General features: G+C 60.7%; 13 protein-coding genes. 4 read left to right on the top strand and 9 right to left on the bottom strand.

The features are described 5' to 3' along the window. Positions 1–97 precede the first annotated feature (97 nt). Positions 98–2,692 (bottom strand): bifunctional aconitate hydratase 2/2-methylisocitrate dehydratase, encoded by a 2,595-nt coding sequence (gene acnB, locus FBAL_RS01980; protein ID WP_013343896.1) that lies wholly within the window; start codon positions 2,690–2,692, stop codon positions 98–100. A 279-nt stretch (positions 2,693–2,971) separates the two neighbouring features. Next, on the bottom strand, positions 2,972–4,018 hold the full coding sequence (locus FBAL_RS01975; RefSeq protein WP_013343895.1) for a DUF4382 domain-containing protein: 1,047 nt from the start codon (positions 4,016–4,018) through the stop codon (positions 2,972–2,974). Positions 4,019–4,157: 139 nt separating this feature from the next. Between FBAL_RS01975 and hxpB the strand changes: the two genes are divergently transcribed. Further along, positions 4,158–4,826, top strand: a complete 669-nt coding sequence (hxpB, locus tag FBAL_RS01970) for a hexitol phosphatase HxpB (protein WP_041251136.1) — start codon at positions 4,158–4,160, stop codon at positions 4,824–4,826. On the opposite strand, the gene FBAL_RS01965 is transcribed toward hxpB, so the two are convergent. From FBAL_RS01965 to ampD, 7 genes are all read right to left on the bottom strand, one after another. Further along, the gene (locus FBAL_RS01965) at positions 4,819–9,216 is read right to left on the bottom strand and encodes an EAL domain-containing protein (protein WP_013343893.1); all 4,398 of its coding nucleotides are present in this window, start codon (positions 9,214–9,216) and stop codon (positions 4,819–4,821) included. The genes hxpB and FBAL_RS01965 overlap by 8 nt on opposite strands. Before the next feature lie 124 nt (positions 9,217–9,340). After that, positions 9,341–10,768 carry a dihydrolipoyl dehydrogenase gene (gene lpdA, locus FBAL_RS01960; RefSeq protein WP_013343892.1) on the bottom strand — a complete coding sequence of 476 codons (1,428 nt, stop codon included), beginning with the start codon at positions 10,766–10,768 and terminating at the stop codon, positions 9,341–9,343. A 114-nt stretch (positions 10,769–10,882) separates the two neighbouring features. After that, on the bottom strand, positions 10,883–12,781 hold the full coding sequence (aceF, locus tag FBAL_RS01955) for a pyruvate dehydrogenase complex dihydrolipoyllysine-residue acetyltransferase (RefSeq protein WP_013343891.1): 1,899 nt from the start codon (positions 12,779–12,781) through the stop codon (positions 10,883–10,885). A 14-nt stretch (positions 12,782–12,795) separates the two neighbouring features. Next, complete coding sequence (gene aceE / locus FBAL_RS01950) at positions 12,796–15,462, bottom strand: pyruvate dehydrogenase (acetyl-transferring), homodimeric type (RefSeq protein WP_013343890.1); 2,667 nt, start codon at positions 15,460–15,462, stop codon at positions 12,796–12,798. 67 nt (positions 15,463–15,529) lie between these two features. Continuing rightward, positions 15,530–16,285, bottom strand: coding sequence for a pyruvate dehydrogenase complex transcriptional repressor PdhR (gene pdhR / locus FBAL_RS01945; protein ID WP_013343889.1), 756 nt, complete (start codon positions 16,283–16,285; stop codon positions 15,530–15,532). 205 nt (positions 16,286–16,490) lie between these two features. Beyond that, complete coding sequence (gene ampE / locus FBAL_RS01940) at positions 16,491–17,342, bottom strand: beta-lactamase regulator AmpE (protein WP_013343888.1); 852 nt, start codon at positions 17,340–17,342, stop codon at positions 16,491–16,493. Further along, on the bottom strand, positions 17,342–17,944 hold the full coding sequence (gene ampD / locus FBAL_RS01935) for a 1,6-anhydro-N-acetylmuramyl-L-alanine amidase AmpD (RefSeq protein WP_013343887.1): 603 nt from the start codon (positions 17,942–17,944) through the stop codon (positions 17,342–17,344). Before ampD ends, ampE begins: the two co-directional genes overlap by 1 nt. Before the next feature lie 69 nt (positions 17,945–18,013). On the opposite strand from ampD, the gene FBAL_RS01930 reads away from it, so the two are divergent. The 3 genes from FBAL_RS01930 to FBAL_RS01920 all read left to right on the top strand — a co-directional run bounded on the left by FBAL_RS01930 (position 18,014) and on the right by FBAL_RS01920 (position 20,089). After that, the gene (locus FBAL_RS01930) at positions 18,014–18,529 is read left to right on the top strand and encodes a retropepsin-like aspartic protease family protein (protein ID WP_013343886.1); all 516 of its coding nucleotides are present in this window, start codon (positions 18,014–18,016) and stop codon (positions 18,527–18,529) included. 6 nt (positions 18,530–18,535) lie between these two features. After that, positions 18,536–19,393 carry a carboxylating nicotinate-nucleotide diphosphorylase gene (gene nadC, locus FBAL_RS01925; RefSeq protein WP_013343885.1) on the top strand — a complete coding sequence of 286 codons (858 nt, stop codon included), beginning with the start codon at positions 18,536–18,538 and terminating at the stop codon, positions 19,391–19,393. A 267-nt stretch (positions 19,394–19,660) separates the two neighbouring features. Continuing rightward, positions 19,661–20,089 (top strand): pilin, encoded by a 429-nt coding sequence (locus FBAL_RS01920; RefSeq protein ID WP_013343884.1) that lies wholly within the window; start codon positions 19,661–19,663, stop codon positions 20,087–20,089. Positions 20,090–20,145: the final 56 nt, after the last annotated feature.

Raw genomic sequence — 20,145 nt, 5'->3', positions numbered from 1 at the left:
TGGCAGCGAGTCGGCGTAGCGCCCCGCTCGACGTCACGCACCGACACAAAAACGCCCCGCAATCGCGGGGCGTTTTTTCATGCTCAGCCGTCGGCGCTTACGCCGGCTGCTGCACAATCACCTCACCGGCCGGCTTGGTGTACTGCTCCATCTGGTGGAAGTTCAGGTAGCGGTAGGTGTCCGCCGCCTGCGCATCGATGGTCTTCGCGTACTCCAGGTACTCCGCCACGGTCGGCAGTTTGCCGAGGATGGAGGCAACCGCCGCCAGCTCCGCCGAGGCCAGGTACACATTGGCACCGGTACCCAGACGGTTGGGGAAGTTACGGGTGGAGGTGGACACCACGGAGGCACCGTCAGCCACTCGGGCCTGGTTACCCATACACAGTGAACAACCCGGCATCTCGGTGCGGGCACCAACACGGCCGTAGATGCCGTAGTAGCCTTCGTCGATCAGCTGCTGCTGGTCCATCTTGGTCGGCGGCGCCACCCACAGGCGGGTCGGCAGAGCGCCCTTGAACTTATCCAGCAGTTTACCGGCGGCACGGAAGTGACCGATGTTGGTCATACAGGAACCGATGAACACTTCGTCGATCTTGTCGCCCTGCACGTCGGACAGCAGACGAGCGTCGTCCGGGTCGTTCGGTGCACACAGGATCGGCTCTTTGATCTCGGCCAGATCGATCTCGATCACCTCGGTGTACTCGGCATCGGCATCGGCTTCCATCAGCTCCGGATTGGCCAGCCAGGCTTCCATGGCGTTGATGCGGCGCTCGATGGTACGGCGGTCGCCATAGCCTTCGGCGATCATCCACTTCAGCATCACGATATTGGACTGCAGGTACTCGGCGATGGAGTCTTCGCTCAGCTTGATGGTACAGCCGGCGGCGGAACGTTCGGCGGACGCGTCAGACAGCTCGAAAGCCTGCTCGACGGTCAGGTTTTCCAGACCCTCAATCTCCAGTACGCGGCCGGAGAAGACGTTCTTCTTGCCCTGCTTCTCAACGGTCAGCAGACCTTGCTGGATGGCGTAGTAAGGGATGGCATGCACCAGGTCACGCAGGGTGATGCCCGGTTGCATCTCGCCCTTGAAGCGCACCAGCACAGACTCCGGCATATCCAGCGGCATGACACCGGTGGCGGCAGCAAAGGCCACCAGACCGGAACCGGCCGGGAAGGAGATGCCCAGCGGGAAACGGGTGTGGGAGTCACCACCGGTGCCCACGGTATCAGGCAGCAGCATGCGGTTCAGCCAGGAGTGAATCACACCGTCACCGGGGCGCAGGGAAACACCGCCACGGTTCATGATGAAGTCCGGCAGGGTGGCGTGGGTGTTAACGTCCACCGGCTTGGGGTAGGCCGCAGTGTGACAGAAGGACTGCATGGTCAGGTCGGCAGAGAAGCCCAGGCAAGCCAGGTCTTTCAGCTCGTCACGGGTCATCGGACCGGTGGTGTCCTGAGAACCCACGGTGGTCATCTTCGGCTCACAGTACTGGCCGGGACGCACACCGGTTACCCCACAGGCTTTGCCCACCATCTTCTGGGCCAGGGTGTAACCCTTGCCGCTGTCGGCCACATCCTGGGGACGGCGGAACACGTCGGAGTGACCCAGGCCCAGCGCTTCGCGGGCTTTGTCAGTCAGGCCACGGCCGATGATCAACGGGATACGACCGCCAGCGCGGACTTCGTCCAGCAGCACGTCGGTCTTCAGGGCGAACTCGGAGATCACCTCACCGGCTTCGTTCTTCACCACGCCCTCGTAGGGGTAAACGGTGATGACGTCGCCCATGGCCATCTTGTCGACCGGCATCTCGATCGGCAGGGCGCCGGCGTCTTCCATGGTGTTGAAGAAGATCGGCGCGATCTTGCCACCGAAGCAGAAACCGCCGCCGCGCTTGTTGGGTACGCCCGGCAGGTCGTCACCCATAAACCACAGCACGGAGTTGGTGGCGGACTTACGGGAGGAACCGGTACCGACCACGTCACCCACGTACACCAGCGGGTGGCCTTTCTCTTTCAGTTGGTCGATGGTGCTGATCGGGCCAACCACGCCCGGCTCATCCGGGGTGATGCCTTCACGGGCGGACTTCAGCATCGCCAGAGCGTGCAGCGGGATGTCCGGGCGGGACCAGGCATCCGGGGCCGGAGACAGGTCATCGGTGTTGGTTTCACCGGGCACTTTGAATACGGTCAGGGTGATGGCTTCAGCCAGCTTGGGACGGCTGGTAAACCACTCGGCATCGGCCCAGGACTGCAGCACCTGCTTGGCATAGGCGTTACCGCCGTTGGCCAGGTCCACCACGTCGTGGAAGGCATCAAACATCAGCAGGGTGTGGGACAGCGCTTTGGCGGCCAGCGGCGCCAGGCCATCGTGGCCCAGCAGTTTGATCAGCGGCTCGATGTTGTAACCGCCCTGCATGGTGCCGAGCAGCTCGGTGGCACGCTCAGCGGACACCAGCGGGCTGGAGACCTCACCGGTGGTCACGGCTGCCAGGAAGCTGGCCTTGACGTATGCGGCCTCATCCACACCCGGCGGGATGCGGTTCTCCAGCAGATCAATCAGGGTGTCTTCTTCACCGGCGGGGGGATTTTTCAGCAGTTCAACCAGCTCGCTGGTTTGTTGGGCATCCAGTGGCTTGGGGACCACTCCCTGTGCGGCACGCTCTGCGACGTGTTCACGATAGGCTTCTAACACGGCTCACTTCCTCTCTTCCTGGCAGGCTCACATAAAGCTGCACGTCCTGTGAACGGATGTGGCAAATTGGCGCGCTTCTGTGACCGCCGCCACATCTTGGGTGCCCGCAGTATAGCGATCTTGCGCACGCTTTTGAATCGGCCCGAACGGATCGAAGTCAAACTCGGTGGCGATTTACACCAAAGTCGTAAGGAATGGGCGAGAAAAGCAGCACAACAAACCACAAATACAAAAACGGCGGCCATCTGGCCGCCGTTTTGTTGACAAAGAAAAGGACGTTCAGAGAATCGGATCCAGGTCCTGAACCGTCTCTTCGTTCGCCTCTACCTCTACCGGGGTGTAGTGCTGGTAGATGGCAAAACCTTCCGCATCGGTTTCATGGGTGTCCGGCAGGTCCGCGTTGGCCACACAGGTGTAGCCGATGGAGTAGGTGCCTTCGCCGATAAAGCCAAACTCGTACTGCAGTTCGGTGGCGGTGGTGCCATCCTCCTGCGCAACCTCAACCGGGTTGATGGAGGCAACGGCAACCGGCTCAACCAGTGCGCTGTCGGCCGGGAAGCCCTGGTCACCGGCGATGTCACCCATGGTGGTGCGGTCGCGGCTGCCGGCATACAGGTAGGCGGCATGGCTGAACTCGGACGCGCCCAGCAGGCTGCTGAAGTCCGCTTCACAGGCGTCAAACTGGGTTTGCGCCAGGGTGCCGGAGATGGTGCCGATCTCAGACACGTTCACCAGACGAACGGCATTGGGCTTGATCTTCATGCCCGGGGCGTTTTTCGGATCCACCAGGCCCTTACGCAGATCAAACTCGGCCACAAAGCTGTTGATGCCGACATTGATGCTCACCAGACGCTCATCGGTCAGCTTGAGGCGACCACCGTCTTCAAAATCCGGCTTGGTGCCGTAGCAGCTGCCCTGGCTGTCGATGCTCAGCGGCACGATGCCCTGCTCTTTGCTGTTAACGTAGGAGAGCTCTTCACTGCCGTCGCCATTCAGGGCGTACATGCACATGCGGTAGTCACCCACCGGCAGCTCACGTTCGGAGATGATGAAGTCGGCGTTGCTGCCCTGGAAGTCGAGCAGGTCCACGCTGCGCGGTGCGCCCTCATCCTCAGCGAAGTCGAACACGATGGCATCGCCGCCATCTTCCGGAACCATCACCACGTGGCTGAAAAACAGCACCACTTCACTGGCCTCTTCAACCGGTGCGTCAGAGACACCCAGATTGAAGGTACCGGTGTTAACGGAGTTGTTGTCATCACCACCGCCACAGGCGGAAAGCAGGCCGATCAGAGAGGCCGCCACCAGTGTCTTCATCTGTTTCATCAAATACTCCCCAAAGACGATTTCATCATCAGGCTGACCAAAGGTAGAGTGTAGCCTTTGACCAACCGAGAATCTGGTTCAGTCTAAAATTCAAGCGACCGCATCGCCCTGAACTTTATTCAAAAAAGGAATAGTAACCATCGTGACCCACAAAATCCAAGCAGTAATTTTTGATATGGACGGCGTCCTGGTGGATTCGGAACCGTTCTGGCAACAGGCGGAGCTGGAGATATTGTGCGACCACGGCGTCCCACTGACACTGGAAGACACGCTGAAAACCCAGGGCCTGCGCATCGATCAGGTGGTGGGCTACTGGTACCAGCGCCACCCCTGGTCCGGCACCTCACCGGAGCTGGTCGCCGATGCGATCCTGAGTCGTGTGGTGGACCTGATCGCCCAGCAGGGGGAGGCCCTGTCCGGCGTCGACAGTGCCATCTCCCTGATTCAGCAACAGGGCTGGGCACTGGGACTGGCCACCTCCTCCCCAAGTCGGCTGGTGGAAGCGACGCTGTCCCGATTGGGTCTGCACAGTGCCTTTGCGGTCACCTGCTCGGCCGAACATCTGCGCTACGGCAAACCCCACCCGCAGGTTTACCTCAATGCCGCCGATGAGTTGAGGGTGGCGCCGGAGCACGCCATGGCCATCGAGGATTCCTTCAACGGCCTGCTGGCCGCCAAAGCCGCCCGGATGACCACGCTGGCGGTGCCGGACCCGCACCACCGTGACGACCCCCGCTTCGTGATTGCCGATCACCGCCTCGACAGTCTGAGCCAGTTCACCCAGTCCTGGCTCGACACCCTCAACTGACCGACTCGCACTCCTGCTGTTCGGCCCGCTCCTGCAACCAGAGGCAACACGCCTCGGCGTTCATGGGGCGGGCATAGCGGAAGCCCTGCATACGGGCACAGCCCTGGTGGCGCAGAAACGCCTCCTGCTCCTCGGTTTCCACCCCTTCGGCCACCACCTGAAGACCCAGGTTGCGCCCCATATCGAGAATGCTTCGGGTGATCGCACCGTTGGTCAGGTTGCCGGGCAGGTCATGCACAAAGGAGCGGTCGATCTTGAGCGAATCCACCGCGAACTGACTCAGGTAGGCCAGCGAAGAGTAACCGGTGCCAAAGTCGTCCACCGCCACAGACACCCCCAGTCGGCGCAGTGCATGCAGGTGGCTCTGGGCCAGGCTGACCCGCTTCATCAGTACCCCTTCGGTGATCTCCAGACAAAGCTGACTGGCGGGCAGGCCGGTTTCGGTCAGCACCCGGGAGACAAAATCGACGTAATCCGGCTGGTGAAAGTGACTGGCCGACACGTTGACGGACAGTTTTATGCCATCTCCGAGTCCCCAGCGGACAAAGCTCTGACAGGCCTGACGCAGGGCCCAGCGGTCAAGTTTTACAATGATGCCGCTGGACTCGGCCAGGGTGATAAAGGTGTCCGGCGGCACCGCACCGTTCTCCTCATCAAACCAGCGCAACAGTGCTTCCACTCCGGTGACCTGGCCGGTTTGCAGGTCGACCTGTGGCTGGTAGTGCAATTCAAGCTGGTTGGCCTCCAGCGCCTGACGCAGGGCATTTTCCAACTCCAGCTGGTAGGTGGCCTGGGCATCCCGCTGCGGGGTGTAGAAGCTGTAACGGCCCCTGCCCTCCTCTTTGGCGTGGTACATCGCCAGGTCTGCGTGGCGGATCAGGGTTTCCGGTTGCTGTGCGTCGTCAGGGAAACAGGCGATGCCGACACTGGTGGAGACGTAGAACAGCTGGCCATCCAGCTCAAAGGGCTCGGCGATGGCGCTGAGCACCCGTTGGGCCAGACGCTCAAGCTCAGCCCGGGTGCGGAATTCACTGATCAGCACAATAAACTCGTCGCCACCGAAGCGGCACAGCAGCTCGGAATCCCCCATCAACCCTTTCAGTCGCTGCGCAGCCTGCACCAACAGTCCATCGCCGGTGGAGTGGCCGTAGGTGTCGTTGATGTGCTTAAAGCGGTCCAGATCGAGGAACATCAGCGCCATCGGGCGGCCACCGGGGCCACGCGCCTGCACCGCCGCGTGCAGCCGGGTGTTGAACTGGCTGCGGTTGGGCAGGCCGGTCAGGGGGTCGAAGTCCGCCAGCCGGCGCAGCTCCAGTTCGGCCCGTTTGCGCTCGGTAATGTCGGAGAACAGCGCCACCAGATGGCGGGCGTTGTCCCCCATGGGACTGATGTTGAGCCACACCGGTACGGTTTCACCAGCGCTGCCGCGCAACAGCACCTCCCCCTGCCAACTGGCGTTGCCACGGGTAACGGCATCCAGCTGCGGGCCCTGCTCGCGATACCAGTAGTGATGGAAACGATCGCCCATCAGCCGGGCCCGGGGCGTAGCGAGGATCATCTCTGCCGCCGGGTTACAGCCCTGCACCATCAGCTGATGGTCGAGGATCACCACCCCTTCAGCGGTGTTCTCAATGGCCTGGGCATACAGACCATGTTCCTCTTCCAGACGGCGGTGTGCCGTCATATCGGAGTAGATCCCCACCACCCGGCGGGCCTGGCCGTTGCGCTCGTCCCGCTCTACCGCTTTGCCCGCGGCCCAGATCCAGCGCCAGCGTCCCTGCAGATCAGCTTGCCGGTACTCAACGTCGTAGTGTTCAGACAGCCCCAGATAGTGCTCACGCCAGGCGCGCCAGACCCGGAGGCGATCGTCCGGGTGGATGGTCATCTGGTTCATCTCCAGCAGCCGCGGCTCGTCATCCTCACCCAGGCACCGCTGGTGGTTCTCCAGCCGGAAGCGGTTGCTGGCTTTGTCCCACTCCCAGGTATCGGAGCGACCGGCGCTGAGGGCCAGGTGCAGGCGTTGCTGGCTCTGGCTCAGCTCAGTATTGAACTGGCGGATCCGACGCACCTGACGTTGGCGCTGCAGCAGCCCCAGCATCAGGAACGCCACCAGGGCGGAACCGGCCAGCGCTTTGACCGGCTCGCTCTGCCACCAGTGCTGGTTCACCATAAAGCTGACCCGGCTCGGCACGACGGACCAGATCCCCTGACTGACGCCATACAGCTCCAGCTCATAGCGGCCCGGCTTGAGGCCACTGAAGGTGAGTTGCCCCTGATTCGGGAAATCCACCAGCTCACCCACCACTCCGTTATGGTTCAGACGGTAACGGAAGTGCTTGGGGGTGCGGTCCAGCTGTCGGTTGCTGGCGAACTGCAGCGCCAGCAGCTGGTAATCCGGCTCAATGTTGATCAGCCGACCTTCTGGCTGCAGCCAGAGCTGACGATGCCCATCCAGGTAGTGCACCTCCAGCGATTCGATGATGGCCCGATCGTGCTTGGGTTGGGGAGCCAACGCTTTGGGATCCACCACCACCACGCCGTTGACACCGCCCAGCATCAGGCCGCCGGCCTCGGAGTCATAGAACAGCGCGCTTTCGTTAAAGTCGTTCAGTCCAAGGCCATCGTAGGGGTCGAGGCCGTAGAGGGTTTGCAGGTGCGGTTCGACCACAAACAGATTGCGGCTGCAGCCAATCACCATCTGTCCCTCCACCAGGGCACCGAAGTAGGCGCTGTCGCAGTCCAGCTTCCACTGTTCGCTGAGGTGACGGAACTCGCGCCAACGGGGGTCGTACATCCAAACCCCGCGGCCGTAGCTGCCAAACCACAGGCTGCCATCCGGCTGGGGCGCCAAAAAACCGATGGAGTGCTTGCGCTGGTCCACCGTGCGGGCGGTCAGCACCCGGGTAAACTCCCCCTCCGGGCCTTGGTAGGCCAGCAGGTTCTCACCGCCAAACCAGAGCCGGCCATCCGGCCCACGCGCCAGATTGCGAACCCCCAGCAGAGGCTCGCCATCCAATTCAAACCGTTCGCTGCGCTGCTGTGCGGGCCACCAGCGATAGAGGTAACGATCGGTGACGATCCACACTTGATGGCCATCGTCGATCAGGTTGTAGACCAGGTTCTGGCGCAGGTTGGGCAGGCCCATATCGGTCAGGGGGCGCGCCTCGAGACGCTCGGTATCAAGCTGATACAGCCCCTCGGTGCTGGCCACCACCAGGGTCTGTTCATCCATTGGCCACAGGGCAAATGCCGCCCCGGCATCCCGCATCTCTGGCAGCGTCACGGTGCCATGCTCACCGCTGTCGCGATTGACCCACTGCACGCCGCCATCCGTGGCCAGGTATCGCATCGGCCCTTTGGCGTAGATGTCCCAGGTCATGTCGTGGCCGATGTTGGGGTGGGTCTCGGTGTTGATCTGCTCCAGCAGGAAAGGCGCGTCATGGCGGTAGCCCACCAGGCCGTCATAGCTGCTGATAAGCCAGAGCCGGCCCTGACTGTCGACCTGGGTTGCAAACAGGGACTCTGAGCGAAAATTGCTGGGCAGATCCAGCTCGACCTTGACCGGCCTCGGTGCGCCGGCGGCCCAGTGATAGAGCTCTCCCCGCCCCAACAACCACAGCCCGCCGTTGCCGTCCTCGTCGATGTCCCGCAGCGGCACGTCCAGCAAGGGCTTGCGGGCCACGGCTCCCCGCACCACGTCGAGCTGATAGAGACCGCTGTAGCTGGCCAGCCAGACCCGCCCCTGACCATCCGCAGCGATGCCACGCAACTCGCCCCGTTGGGAGGGCCACAGGTTGTCTCGGGAGGCCAGCGAACGCCCCTCAAGGCTCACCAGCTGATGGCGACTCATCGCCCACAGGCGGTCATGTTCATCGCGGTAGAGTTCCCGCCAGTGTTGGGCCGGGGGCAGCGTCCCTATGACCTCAAACAGATCCAGTTCCGGGGCCAGCCGAAAGACCACCCCTTCGGTGCTGATAAACCAGATGTTGTCCTGAGTGTCGAGGTAGAAGCGGGTGGTGGTGGTATGGGCAGGCAGTTTGAGGCTGGCGGCTAACGGCACCGCCCGGTTCTCAAACAGGTCGAAGTGGTAGATGCTCTCATCGGTGGCCACCAGCATCTGGTGGTTGGGCAGTGGCAGCAGGGCCTGGATAAAGCTCTCGCCGAACAGGTGTCGGCTGCCCTGCAGGTCAACGCGCCGCAGGCGGCGGTCGGTCAGGCGGTACAGTCCATCCTCGGTGCCGATCCACATCAGCCCGTTACTGTCTTCCGCCAGCGCCAGCACGCTCTGGTTCTGAAGCCCCTGCTCCGCGTTTACCCAGCGCAATGCCGAGGCCATGGCAGGCGTCAGACTCTGCAGCACACACAACCACAGCAGCAGGAAAACGCGCATCAACCCTGGTCCCATATTCTTGTTATTGTCGAATCGACGATACTCTACGGGATCCCAACCAAAAGTTCACCGCAAGACGCAAAAAGGCGGCCACAAGGCCGCCTTTTTTTTGCGCTTTATCCGATTACTTCTTCTTCGCTTTCGGATTGGGCAGATCGGTGATGGAGCCTTCGTAGACTTCCGCCGCCAGACCCACAGACTCGTGCAGAGTCGGGTGGGCGTGGATGGTCAGCGCGATGTCTTCGGCATCACAACCCATCTCGATGGCCAGACCGATTTCGCCCAGCAGCTCACCAGCGTTGGTGCCGGCTACGGCACCACCGATGATGCGGTGGGTGTCTTTGTCGAAGATCAGCTTGGTCATGCCGTCAGCGGCATCAGAGGCGATAGCACGGCCGCTGGCTGCCCACGGGAAGGTGGCCGTTTCGTAGTTGAGGCCCTGCTCCTTGGCTTCCTTCTCGGTCAGACCCACCCAGGCGATCTCCGGGTCGGTGTAGGCGATGGAGGGGATCACTTTCGGGTCGAAGTAGTGCTTCTTGCCGGAGATCACTTCCGCCGCTACGTGGCCTTCATGCACGCCTTTGTGCGCCAGCATCGGCTGACCCACGATGTCACCAATGGCGTAGATGTGCGGTACGTTGGTGCGCATCTGCTTATCAACGTTGATGAAGCCACGCTCGTCAACCGCCACACCGGCGTTTTCCGCCGCCAGCAGCTTACCGTTCGGGGTACGGCCGATGGCCACCAGCACCGCGTCGTAACGCTGCGCTTCCGCCGGGGCTTTCTTGCCCTCCATGGAAACGTAGATGCCGTCCTCTTTGGCTTCCACAGCGGTCACCTTGGTTTCCAGCATAAACTTGAACTTCTTGTTCATGCGCTTGGTAAAGACGCGAACCACGTCTTTGTCGGCGGCCGGAATCACCTGGTCGAGCATCTCAACCACGTCCACTTCGGAACCCAGGGCTTTGTATACGGTGCCCATCTCAAGGCCGATGATGCCACCGCCCATGATCAGCAGGCGACCAGGAACCTCTTTCAGCTCCAGCGCGTCAGTGGAGTCCCAGATGCGCGGATCTTCGTGCGGAATAAAGGGCAGCTGGATCGGACGGGAACCGGCAGCAATGATGGCGTTGTCAAACTTCACGGTGGTGACGCTGCCGTCTTCGGCGGTCACGTCGATGCTGTTGGCACCAGTGAACTGCGCGTTACCGTTAACCACTTTGACCTTACGCATCTTGGCCATGCCACCCAGGCCACCGGTCAGTTGACCAATCACCTTCTCTTTGTGGGCACGGATCTTGTCCAGGTCGATGTTCGGCTCGCCAAAAGTTACGCCGTGGTCGGCCATCACTTTGGCCTCGTCAATCACCTTGGCGATGTGCAGCAGGGCTTTTGAGGGGATGCAGCCTACGTTCAGACAGACACCGCCGAGGGTGCTGTAGCGCTCAATGATGACGGTTTCCAGGCCCAGGTCAGCCGCACGGAAAGCGGCGGAGTAACCTGCAGGGCCAGCGCCGAGTACGACGACCTGAGTCTTGATCTCGTTGCTCATGATGTTCCTCTGATTATTCTGTATTCCGTTGGGGGCGTGCGGCATTGTACTGCCGCCCCCCAGCAAACTAAAGGGAAAACAAAAGGCCGATCACATAAATCGGCCTTATGGGAGTTACAGCACTAACTTGCGGATATCAGACAGGTAACCGGCCAGAGTGCTGGAGAAGCGGGCTCCGTCGGCACCGTCAATCACCCGGTGGTCGTAGGACAGGGAGAGCGGCAACATCAGTCGCGGCGCAAACTCCTTGCCGTTCCACACCGGCTTCATTTCAGACTTGGACACGCCGAGGATCGCCACTTCCGGTGCATTCACAATCGGGGTGAAGGCGGTACCGCCGATGCCACCCAGGCTGGAGATGGTGAAGCAACCGCCCTGCATGTCGGACGCGGTCAGCTTACCGGCACGGGCTTTCTTGGAGATCGCCATCAGCTCTTCGGACAGCTCGTAGATCCCTTTCTTGTTGACGTCGCGGACCACCGGAACCACCAGGCCGTTGGGGGTATCGACCGCCACGCCAATGTGGATGTACTTCTTCAGGATCACGCTCTCGCCATCTTCAGACAGGGAGCTGTTGAACTGAGGCAGGTCCGCCAGGGTTTTGGCCACCGCTTTGAGGATGAACACCAGCGGGGTGATCTTGAAGCCCAGCTCCTGCTTGGCCACCACCGCGTTCTGCTCCTTACGGAAGGCTTCCACGTCGGTGATGTCCGCTTCGTCAAACTGGGTAACGTGCGGGATCATGGCCCAGTTGCGCGCCAGGTTGGCACCGGACAGCTTCTTGATGCGGGACAGCGGCTGGCTTTCCACTTCACCAAACTTGCTGAAGTCCACTTTCGGCCAGGGCAGCAGGTCCAGACCACCGCCGTGCTTGCCAGCCGGGGCCACAGCACCGGACTGCACCTGGGCCAGGGCGGCTTTGACGTAGCTGTGCACGTCCTCTTTGAGGATTCGGGTCTTACGGCCAGTGCCTTTGACCTTGGACAGGTCAACGCCCAGCTCACGGGCCATACGGCGGATCACCGGGGTGGCGTAGGCGTAAGCGCTGTTCTCGATAAAGCCGGTGGCGGCTTCAACGGAGGCCACTTCGGCGGAATCCGCCGGCGCTGACGGGGCCGGCTTACGCTCAGCCGGGGCAGCCGCCGGTGCCGGTGCCGGAGCAGAGACGGCCGCCGGAGCAGCGCCTTCCACTTCGAACTCCATGATTTCAGTGCCGGTGGACACCTTGTCGCCCACCTGGATGCGGATCGCTTTCACCACACCGGCGAAGGGCGCCGGTACTTCCATGGAGGCTTTATCGCCCTCCACGGTGATCAGCGGCTGCTCGTCGGTGACGCGGTCACCCACGGCCACCAGCAGTTCGGTAACATCCACAGCGTCGCCGCCGATGTCCGGCACCGCCACCACTTTCACTTCGCTGCCGGAAGCGGCAGGCGCAGCGGCGGGGGCGTTCGCCACCGGAGCGGCTGCGCCGCCACCGGTCACTTCAAACTCCATGATCACAGAGCCGGTGGAGACCTTGTCACCCACATTGATGCTGATGGACTTCACGGTACCGGAGAACGGCGCCGGCACTTCCATGGAGGCTTTATCACCCTCCACGGTGATCAGCGGCTGCTCTTCGGTGACCACATCGCCCACCTTAACCAGCAGCTCGGTCACGTCCACTTCGTCGCCACCGATGTCCGGTACGGCAACGGCCTGTACACTGGCCGCAGCTGGCGCCGCCGGGGCTTCAGCAACAGCAGCCGGAGCCGCTTGCTCGGCCGGGGCAGCACCGCCCTCGGCCTCGAACACCATGATCAGAGAGCCGGTGGCGACCTTGTCGCCTACCGCTACCTTAATCTCCTTCACCACACCAGCGGCGCTGGCCGGTACCTCCATGGAGGCCTTATCGCCCTCCACGGAGATCAGGGATTGTTCCTCTTCGACGCGATCACCCACCTGAACCAGGATCTCGGTCACTTCGACCTCATCGGCACCAATATCGGGTACGTTGATTTCAATAGTCATAAGTCAGCAATCTCTTAGGCGTACAGCGGGTTTTGCTTGTCGGCATCGATGTTAAATTTGGCAATCGCTTCGGTCACCACGGCGGTGTCCAGCTTGCCCTGTTTGGCCAGTTCGGACAGGGCCGCAACCACTACGTAGCCCGCGTCCACTTCGAAGTGACGACGCAGGTTGGCGCGGCTGTCAGAGCGACCGAATCCGTCGGTACCCAGCACCTTGTAGCTTTGCGCCGGCACAAAGGCACGGATCTGCTCAGCGTAGTTCTTCATGTAGTCGGTGGCAGCGATGGCCGGTGCGTCACCCAGAACGGTGGTGACGTAAGGCACACGCGCCTGCTCGGTCGGGTGCAGCATGTTCCAGCGCTCAGCGTCCTGACCGTCGCGGGTCAGTTCGTTGAAGGAGGTCACGCTGAACACGTCGGAACCGATGCCGTAATCGTCCGCCAGGATGCGGGCCGCTTCACGCACCTGCATCATGATGGTGCCGGAGGAGAGCAGCTGCACCTTGCCGTTGTCGCCAGCATGGCTTTCCAGCTTGTAGATGCCCTTGCGGATGCCCTCTTCCACACCCTCCGGCATGGCCGGCTGAGCGTAGTTCTCGTTCATCAGGGTCAGGTAGTAGAACACGTTCTCCTGAGCCGGACCGTACATGCGCTGGATGCCGTCCTGCATGATCACCGCCACTTCGTAAGCGAAGGTCGGATCGTAGCTGATGCAGTTCGGGATGGTGCCCGCCATGATGTGGCTGTGGCCATCTTCATGCTGCAGGCCTTCACCGTTCAGGGTGGTACGGCCGGCAGTGGCGCCGAGCAGGAAGCCGCGAGCCTGTTGGTCACCCGCCATCCATGCCATATCGCCCACACGCTGGAAGCCGAACATGGAGTAGTAGATGTAGAACGGGATCATCGGCAGATCGTTGGTGCTGTACGAGGTGGCCGCCGCAACCCAGGAGGACATGGCGCCCAGCTCGTTGATCCCTTCCTGCAGTACCTGACCGTTGGTGGCTTCCTTGTAGTAGGAAACGACGTCACGGTCCTGCGGGGTGTAGGTCTGGCCTTTCGGGTTGTAGATGCCGATCTGGCGGAACAGGCCTTCCATACCAAAGGTACGGGCTTCATCCGCAATGATCGGCACGATGTTCTTACCGATGCCTTTGTCCTTCAGCAGGATGTTCAGGGCGCGGACAAAACCCATGGTGGTGGAGATGTCACGCTTCTGCTCATCCAGCAGGCCCTGGAAGCTCTCCAGCTTCGGCAGTGCCAGTTCCTGGGTGAAGTTGGGCAGGCGCTGCGGGGTGTAACCGTGCAGGGCTTCACGACGGGCGTGCAGGTAGCGGTACTCCGGGCTGCTCTCATCCAGCTTCAGGTAGGGCAGGTCCATCAGTTGCTCGTCGGACACCAGATCTTTCAGGCCCAGACGATCACGCAGCTGACGCACGTGCTCGGCATTCATCTTCTTCACCTGGTGGGCAATGTTCATGCCCTCCGCCGCGCCACCCATGCCGTAACCTTTTACGGTTTTGGCCAGGATCACGGTGGGCTTGCCCTTGGTGTTCTTGGCGTTCATGTAGGCGGCGTACAGCTTGGAAGAGGAGTGACCACCACGCTGCAGGGCGAAAATTTCGTCGTCGGTCATGTCCGCGACCAGGGCAGCGGTTTCCGGGTAACGACCAAAGAAGTGCTCACGCACGTAAGCGCCGTTTTTGGCCTTGTAGGTCTGGTAGTCACCGTCGACGGTTTCGTTCATCAGCTGCAGCAGCTTGCCGGAGGTGTCTTTGGCCAGCAGCTTGTCCCAGCCGTTGCCCCAGATCACTTTCACCACGTTCCAGCCGGCGCCCTTAAACAGGCCTTCCAGCTCCTGGATGATCTTGCCGTTGCCCATCACCGGGCCATCGAGGCGCTGCAGGTTGCAGTTGATCAGGAAACACAGGTTGTCCAGACCTTCACGGGCAGCAAAGGAGAGGGCACCGCGGGATTCCGGCTCATCCATCTCACCATCACCGAGGAAGGCGTAAACGCGCTGGGCGCTGGTGTCTTTCATGCCACGACCGTCCAGGTACTTCAGGAAGCGAGCCTGGTAGATGGCGCTGATCGGGCCAAGACCCATGGACACGGTGGGGAACTGCCAGAACTCCGGCATCAGTTTCGGGTGCGGGTAGGAGGGGATGCCCTTGCCATCCACTTCCTGACGGAAGTTGTCCAGCTGCTCTTCGCTCAGGCGGCCTTCCAGGAAGGCGCGGGCGTAGATGCCGGGAGAGATGTGGCCCTGGTAGTACACCAGGTCGCCGCCATCCTGCGCGTTGGGGGCGCGGAAGAAGTGGTTAAAGCCCACTTCATAGAAAGATGCGGCGGATTGGTAAGAGGCCATGTGGCCGCCAAGATCGAGATCTTTCTTGGAAGCACGCAGAACGATCATGATGGCGTTCCAACGGATGATGGAACGGATTCGACGCTCAAGACTGCTGTCACCGGGGTAAGCCGGTTCGTCCTTGGGAGCAATGGTGTTGATGTAGTTGGTTGTGATGCCAGTGGGCAGGTCAACGCCTTCGTGCTTGGCCTTGCTGATCATCTGCTCCAACAGGAACTGGGCCCGTTCGAGGCCGTCCTCTTGCATCACGGCGGCCAGCGATTCCAGCCACTCCTGAGTTTCCTGCTTGTCTACGTCGTAATTCATCGGTTCTGACATGACTGTCTCTCACCATCGTTGCTTGTGATTGAGGGCCCTGTCCCGGGCCTTAGTCGATCACGACCTTTTATAGGTCGTTTCGCATTCTTCGCAGACTCCGCTGCTGCCGGCTGTCCTCTTGGCGGACCTCCAGCGTAACTTCTTCGATGTAGGCCAGGTGGTCGTTAGACGCCCGCCGGGCCAGTTCCGGATCGCGTTTCAGAATCGCTTCCAGCAGCGCTTCGCGGTGGGTGTTGGCCACCTCGGATGAGCGCTCGCGGCGGTACAGCAACTCCAGGTTTTCGGCCACATTACGCACCAGCAGGGGCGTCAGGCTGAGAACCAGGTGCAGCATCGCCACGTTGTGGGAGGCTTCCGCAATGCTGCGGTAGAAATCCACGATGGCCTGGGCTTCCGCCTCGGTGTCACCCTGTACCGACTTGATGGTGTCCATCTTCTGTCGCATCTGGGCGTGGTCAGCATCGGTGCCACGGGCCGCGGCGTAGTACGCCATCATCCCTTCAGTGGCATAACGGAACTCCAGCAGGTCGTACTGGGACTCCGGGTTGCTGGCCAACAGTTCCACCAGGGGATCCGCCAGACTGTTCCATAGTTGCTGTTTGACGTAAGTGCCGCCGCCCTGACGCCGGGTCAGTACCCCTTTGGCTTCCAGTTTCTGGATCGCTTCTCGCAACGAGGGGCGGGAGACTTCAAACTGCACCGCCAGCTCACGCTCCGGCGGCAATTTTTGGCCGGGCTTCAGGCTGCCTTCGAGGATCATCTTTTCCAGTTCTTTCAAGATGACGTCGGACAGCTTGGGCTGGTTGATTCTACGGTAGGTCATGGATTTCGTTATCCGTTGGTTAACTAATTTGTTAATTGGTATGACCATTGAGAAGCTGCAGGGAATGTAGCAGATCACACAATGGCATGGCAACAAGTATGATGCGCCTCACAGAACCCGCCCCACCGTGATGCGGCGCGGATTTAGACAGCAGGCTGTTAGTTTGACCAAGTGGTCAGACCAAATTGTGAGTGAATTCACTCATTTAATGGATCACGCCGAAGATGGTGAGCAACGACACCACCACCAGCAACAAAATAAAGTTTCGTTTTGCCAGTTTTAGCAACGCCAAAGTGGGCTGCACACAAAGTGGCTCACCGGCGGTTTCCGGGACCTCTTCGGCGGCCAGTGCCACCTCAGTGATCATCCGCCGTGGATCGGAAAACGGGTCGAGCACTTTGGGCACCAGCACCGGTGCGGCCTTACTGAAGTGGCCGGACAAGGCAAAGCCGAGCGACACAATGCGCACCGGCACCCAATCCAGCAGCTTCATCAGCGGCCCGAGCAAAGGCCGACGGCAGTCCTGCGCAGCAAAGTGGTCGCAATACGCCCGCACCGTGCAGTAGAAGGTGGCCATGGCAGGCCCCAGCAGCACAAAGTACAGCGCCACTGCCGCATAGTAACGGTAGTTCAGCCAGGCACTGAGCTGGCCCATACGCTGGCCCAGCTCCTCTACACTGGCGGCCTGCATGGCGGTGCTTTCATCCAGGCTGTCGGCGTAATTAAAGCAACTCTGGGTGTCACCGCGTCGGGCCGCTTCCAGGTATTGGCGGAAGCGCTGTCGCAGAGGGCCATGGGCAAACAACAGCAAACCCACGCCAATCCAGAGCGCCAAGTGAAGCACACCGAACCAGACGCCGGTCAACAGGCGCTGAGCCAGCCACACCACTAATGCGGGCAGCACCAGCGCCACCGCCATCCGCAGCGGGCTGCGCAGGGCCTGGTCGTCAAACATCAGCCGCCGGTAACGGCCAAACCAGGCTTCAAACTGAAAGGCATCGGCCACCAGGCGCAAGCGCTCGGCGAGCAACACCACAATGAGAGAAAAAAGGGCCATCAGCTGTCCTTATCGAGTAACGCGTGAAACAGCGACCAATCAAAGGCGGGACCGGGATCGGTCTTTCGGCCCGGTGCGATGTCGCTGTGGCCGGTGACCCTGTCTTTGGTCAACAAAGGATACTGCCGGAGCAGGGCGCGAGTCACGCTTACAAGCGCCTGATATTGAACGAGGTTATAAGGTGTGTAGTCTGTCCCTTCCAGTTCGATGCCAATGGAATAGTCATTGCAGGCCGGACGGCCATCGAACTCACTGACTCCGGCGTGCCAGGCGCGTCGGTCAAAGGGCACAAACTGCACCACTGAACCATCCCGTCGAATCAGCAGATGCGCCGATACCTGCAGCCCTTGCACCTCGCAAAGTGGGGCAAAGTCAGCCTGCACGCAGCCAAGAAACAGTTGCTGGATATAGGGGGCACCAAACAGGCCCGGCGGCAGAGTGATGTTGTGGATCACGAGAAGGCTGATGTCCCCGGCATCGGGCCGCGGCCCCTGAAATGGCGAGAAGCAGTGGGTGCCCTGCTCGAGCCAGCGTCCTGCCGGTTCAAGGGTATAGGAGGGGATAACAGGTGACGGTTCCCCGTCTGGGGGGCAGATCGCCATGGAAAAAGCGGTCTCACTCGCGAATAATGTGTCAAGGCAAGACTTTAGCAGGAAGGCAGGACGCGTACCATGGGCACTCCCTCAACCCCCCGTCGCTACGGCCAGACACTGTTCGTGTTGGCCTGGCTGGTGCTGGCCGCCCTGCTCTACCTCTACTTCGACAGCAAACTGGCGCGCCAATATAATCCCAACCAACGGGTCGCCAGTGAAATCAGTGGCCAATCCATCGCCGTTAACCTGTTGCGCAACCGCCAGGGCCATTACGTGGCCAGCGGCCAGATCAATGGCCATGATGTGGTGATGATGGTGGATACCGGGGCCACCCGCATCTCGATACCGGAATCCGTCGCCACCCGGCTGTCGCTGCGGCGCGGCCAGTCCTACCCGGTGGAAACCGCCAACGGGACGGTGACGGTCTGGCACACCCGCATTGACCAACTCTCCATTGGCGCCCTGACGTTGTATGATCTGGACGCCAACATTAACCCTGGCCTCGGGGACAGCACCATTCTGCTGGGCATGAATGCCCTTAAGGATCTGGAGCTGATCCAGCGGGGAGATACTCTGACGTTAAGGAAGTACTGAAGTACCATGCTGGAAAACGACATCCGCCTCACCGTTGCCGCCGCCCTCGATGAAGATCTGGGTGGCCAGGGGCCCGCTCAGGGCGACATCACTGCGCAGCTGATCCCGGCCGATCGTTACGCCGAGGCCACCATCATCACCCGCGAAGACGGCGTATTCTGTGGCAAGGCCTGGGCTGAGCAGGTATTTAACCAGCTGGGCGGCGACGTTGCGCTGCACTGGCATGTGGACGATGGTGATCTGGTGGTGGCCGGTCAGACCCTGTGTGAGCTGGCCGGTCCGGCCCGTCTGCTGCTGACCGGTGAACGCACCGTACTCAACTTTATCCAGACCCTGTCCGGCGTCGCCACCACCGTCAGCCACTACGTGGCCAAGTTGGAGGGCACCCAGACCCGTCTGCTCGACACCCGCAAAACCCTGCCGGGCCTGCGCACTGCGCAGAAATATGCCGTCACCTGCGGCGGCGGTCACAACCACCGCATCGGCCTGTTTGACGCCTTCCTGATCAAGGAAAACCACATCGCCGCCTGCGGTGGCATCAGCCCGGCCATCGCCGCCGCCCGCCAACTGCGGCCGGAGGCCCCGGTGGAAGTGGAGGTGGAGAATCTGGAGGAGCTGAAAGAAGCCCTGACAGGTGGTGCCGATATCGTGATGCTGGATAACTTCGACATCACCATGATGCTGGATGCGGTCACACTGAACCGCGAACAGTTTGAGGGCCGCTGCAAGCTGGAGGTGTCCGGCGATGTTACCCTGGCCACCATCGGCGACTTTGCCCGCACCGGCGTCGACTTTATTTCCGTCGGTGCACTGACCAAACACGTAAAAGCGATGGATCTGTCCATGCGTTTTAAGGCGAATTGATTAAATTTTCACTCCAATACCCTTTCAATTTGCCCGTCAATTTTCCGTCTGAAGCGCCGTCATTTTGACGGCGCAACGCCATTTCTACTCCACAACAGCCGATTTCCACGAAAAACACCTTTCCTTAGCAAATTCCGAGCTTTTGCTCTTTGATCGCATAACAAGTTGTACTAACTTAGATCCCGAGCGGCCTGCGGTATTACCCCGGCCCGCCGGGGTAGAGGCCAGGACTGGCGACTTTTGAAATTTGCTATGGAGAGACAACCCATGAACCGCCAAGTACGTAAACAGCAGGGTTTTACCCTGATCGAACTGATGATTGTGGTAGCCATTGTTGGCATTCTGGCGGCCATCGCCCTGCCGGCTTACCAGACCTACACCAAAAAAGCGAAGATGACCGAAGTGGCAGCCGCTACCGGTGGCATGAAAACTGCGGCCGAGGTGTGTTTCCAGTTGAATGCCACCAACTACGCCACTGTGTGTACTGCGGCTAACGAACTGGCAGATCAAACTCAGCCCAATATCTCCATTAAGTACACCGCTGGCAATGCCCCAAAGATTACTGCATTAACTACCGCTGCACTTGGACCCGTGCCGTCTGGTGTTAGCTATGTTCTGACCGGCACCGTTGCATCCTCTGGCCAGGTAACTTGGGCCAAGTCTTGTACTGGTGAAGCTGCAAGCTACTGCCCGTAACTTGTTACAAAGAGACTCGATGACTTACTCATCGAGTCTCTTACCTTTTATTAGTT

Source organism: Ferrimonas balearica DSM 9799 (assembly GCF_000148645.1).
Taxonomy (GTDB): domain Bacteria; phylum Pseudomonadota; class Gammaproteobacteria; order Enterobacterales; family Shewanellaceae; genus Ferrimonas; species Ferrimonas balearica.
Note: the sequence above shows the minus strand (reverse complement) of the source record. Positions and strands in the feature narration are given on the sequence as shown.

Coding starts and splice junctions, on each gene's coding strand:
- FBAL_RS01975 (WP_013343895.1), bottom strand. CDS start 4,018: ATGAAACAGATGAAGACACTGGTGGCGGCCTCTCTGATCGGCCTGCTT.
- FBAL_RS01965 (WP_013343893.1), bottom strand. CDS start 9,216: ATGCGCGTTTTCCTGCTGCTGTGGTTGTGTGTGCTGCAGAGTCTGACG.
- lpdA (WP_013343892.1), bottom strand. CDS start 10,768: ATGAGCAACGAGATCAAGACTCAGGTCGTCGTACTCGGCGCTGGCCCT.
- aceF (WP_013343891.1), bottom strand. CDS start 12,781: ATGACTATTGAAATCAACGTACCCGATATTGGTGCCGATGAGGTCGAA.
- aceE (WP_013343890.1), bottom strand. CDS start 15,462: ATGTCAGAACCGATGAATTACGACGTAGACAAGCAGGAAACTCAGGAG.
- pdhR (WP_013343889.1), bottom strand. CDS start 16,285: ATGACCTACCGTAGAATCAACCAGCCCAAGCTGTCCGACGTCATCTTG.
- ampE (WP_013343888.1), bottom strand. CDS start 17,342: ATGGCCCTTTTTTCTCTCATTGTGGTGTTGCTCGCCGAGCGCTTGCGC.
- ampD (WP_013343887.1), bottom strand. CDS start 17,944: ATGGCGATCTGCCCCCCAGACGGGGAACCGTCACCTGTTATCCCCTCC.
- FBAL_RS01930 (WP_013343886.1), top strand. CDS start 18,014: ATGGGCACTCCCTCAACCCCCCGTCGCTACGGCCAGACACTGTTCGTG.
- nadC (WP_013343885.1), top strand. CDS start 18,536: ATGCTGGAAAACGACATCCGCCTCACCGTTGCCGCCGCCCTCGATGAA.
- FBAL_RS01920 (WP_013343884.1), top strand. CDS start 19,661: ATGAACCGCCAAGTACGTAAACAGCAGGGTTTTACCCTGATCGAACTG.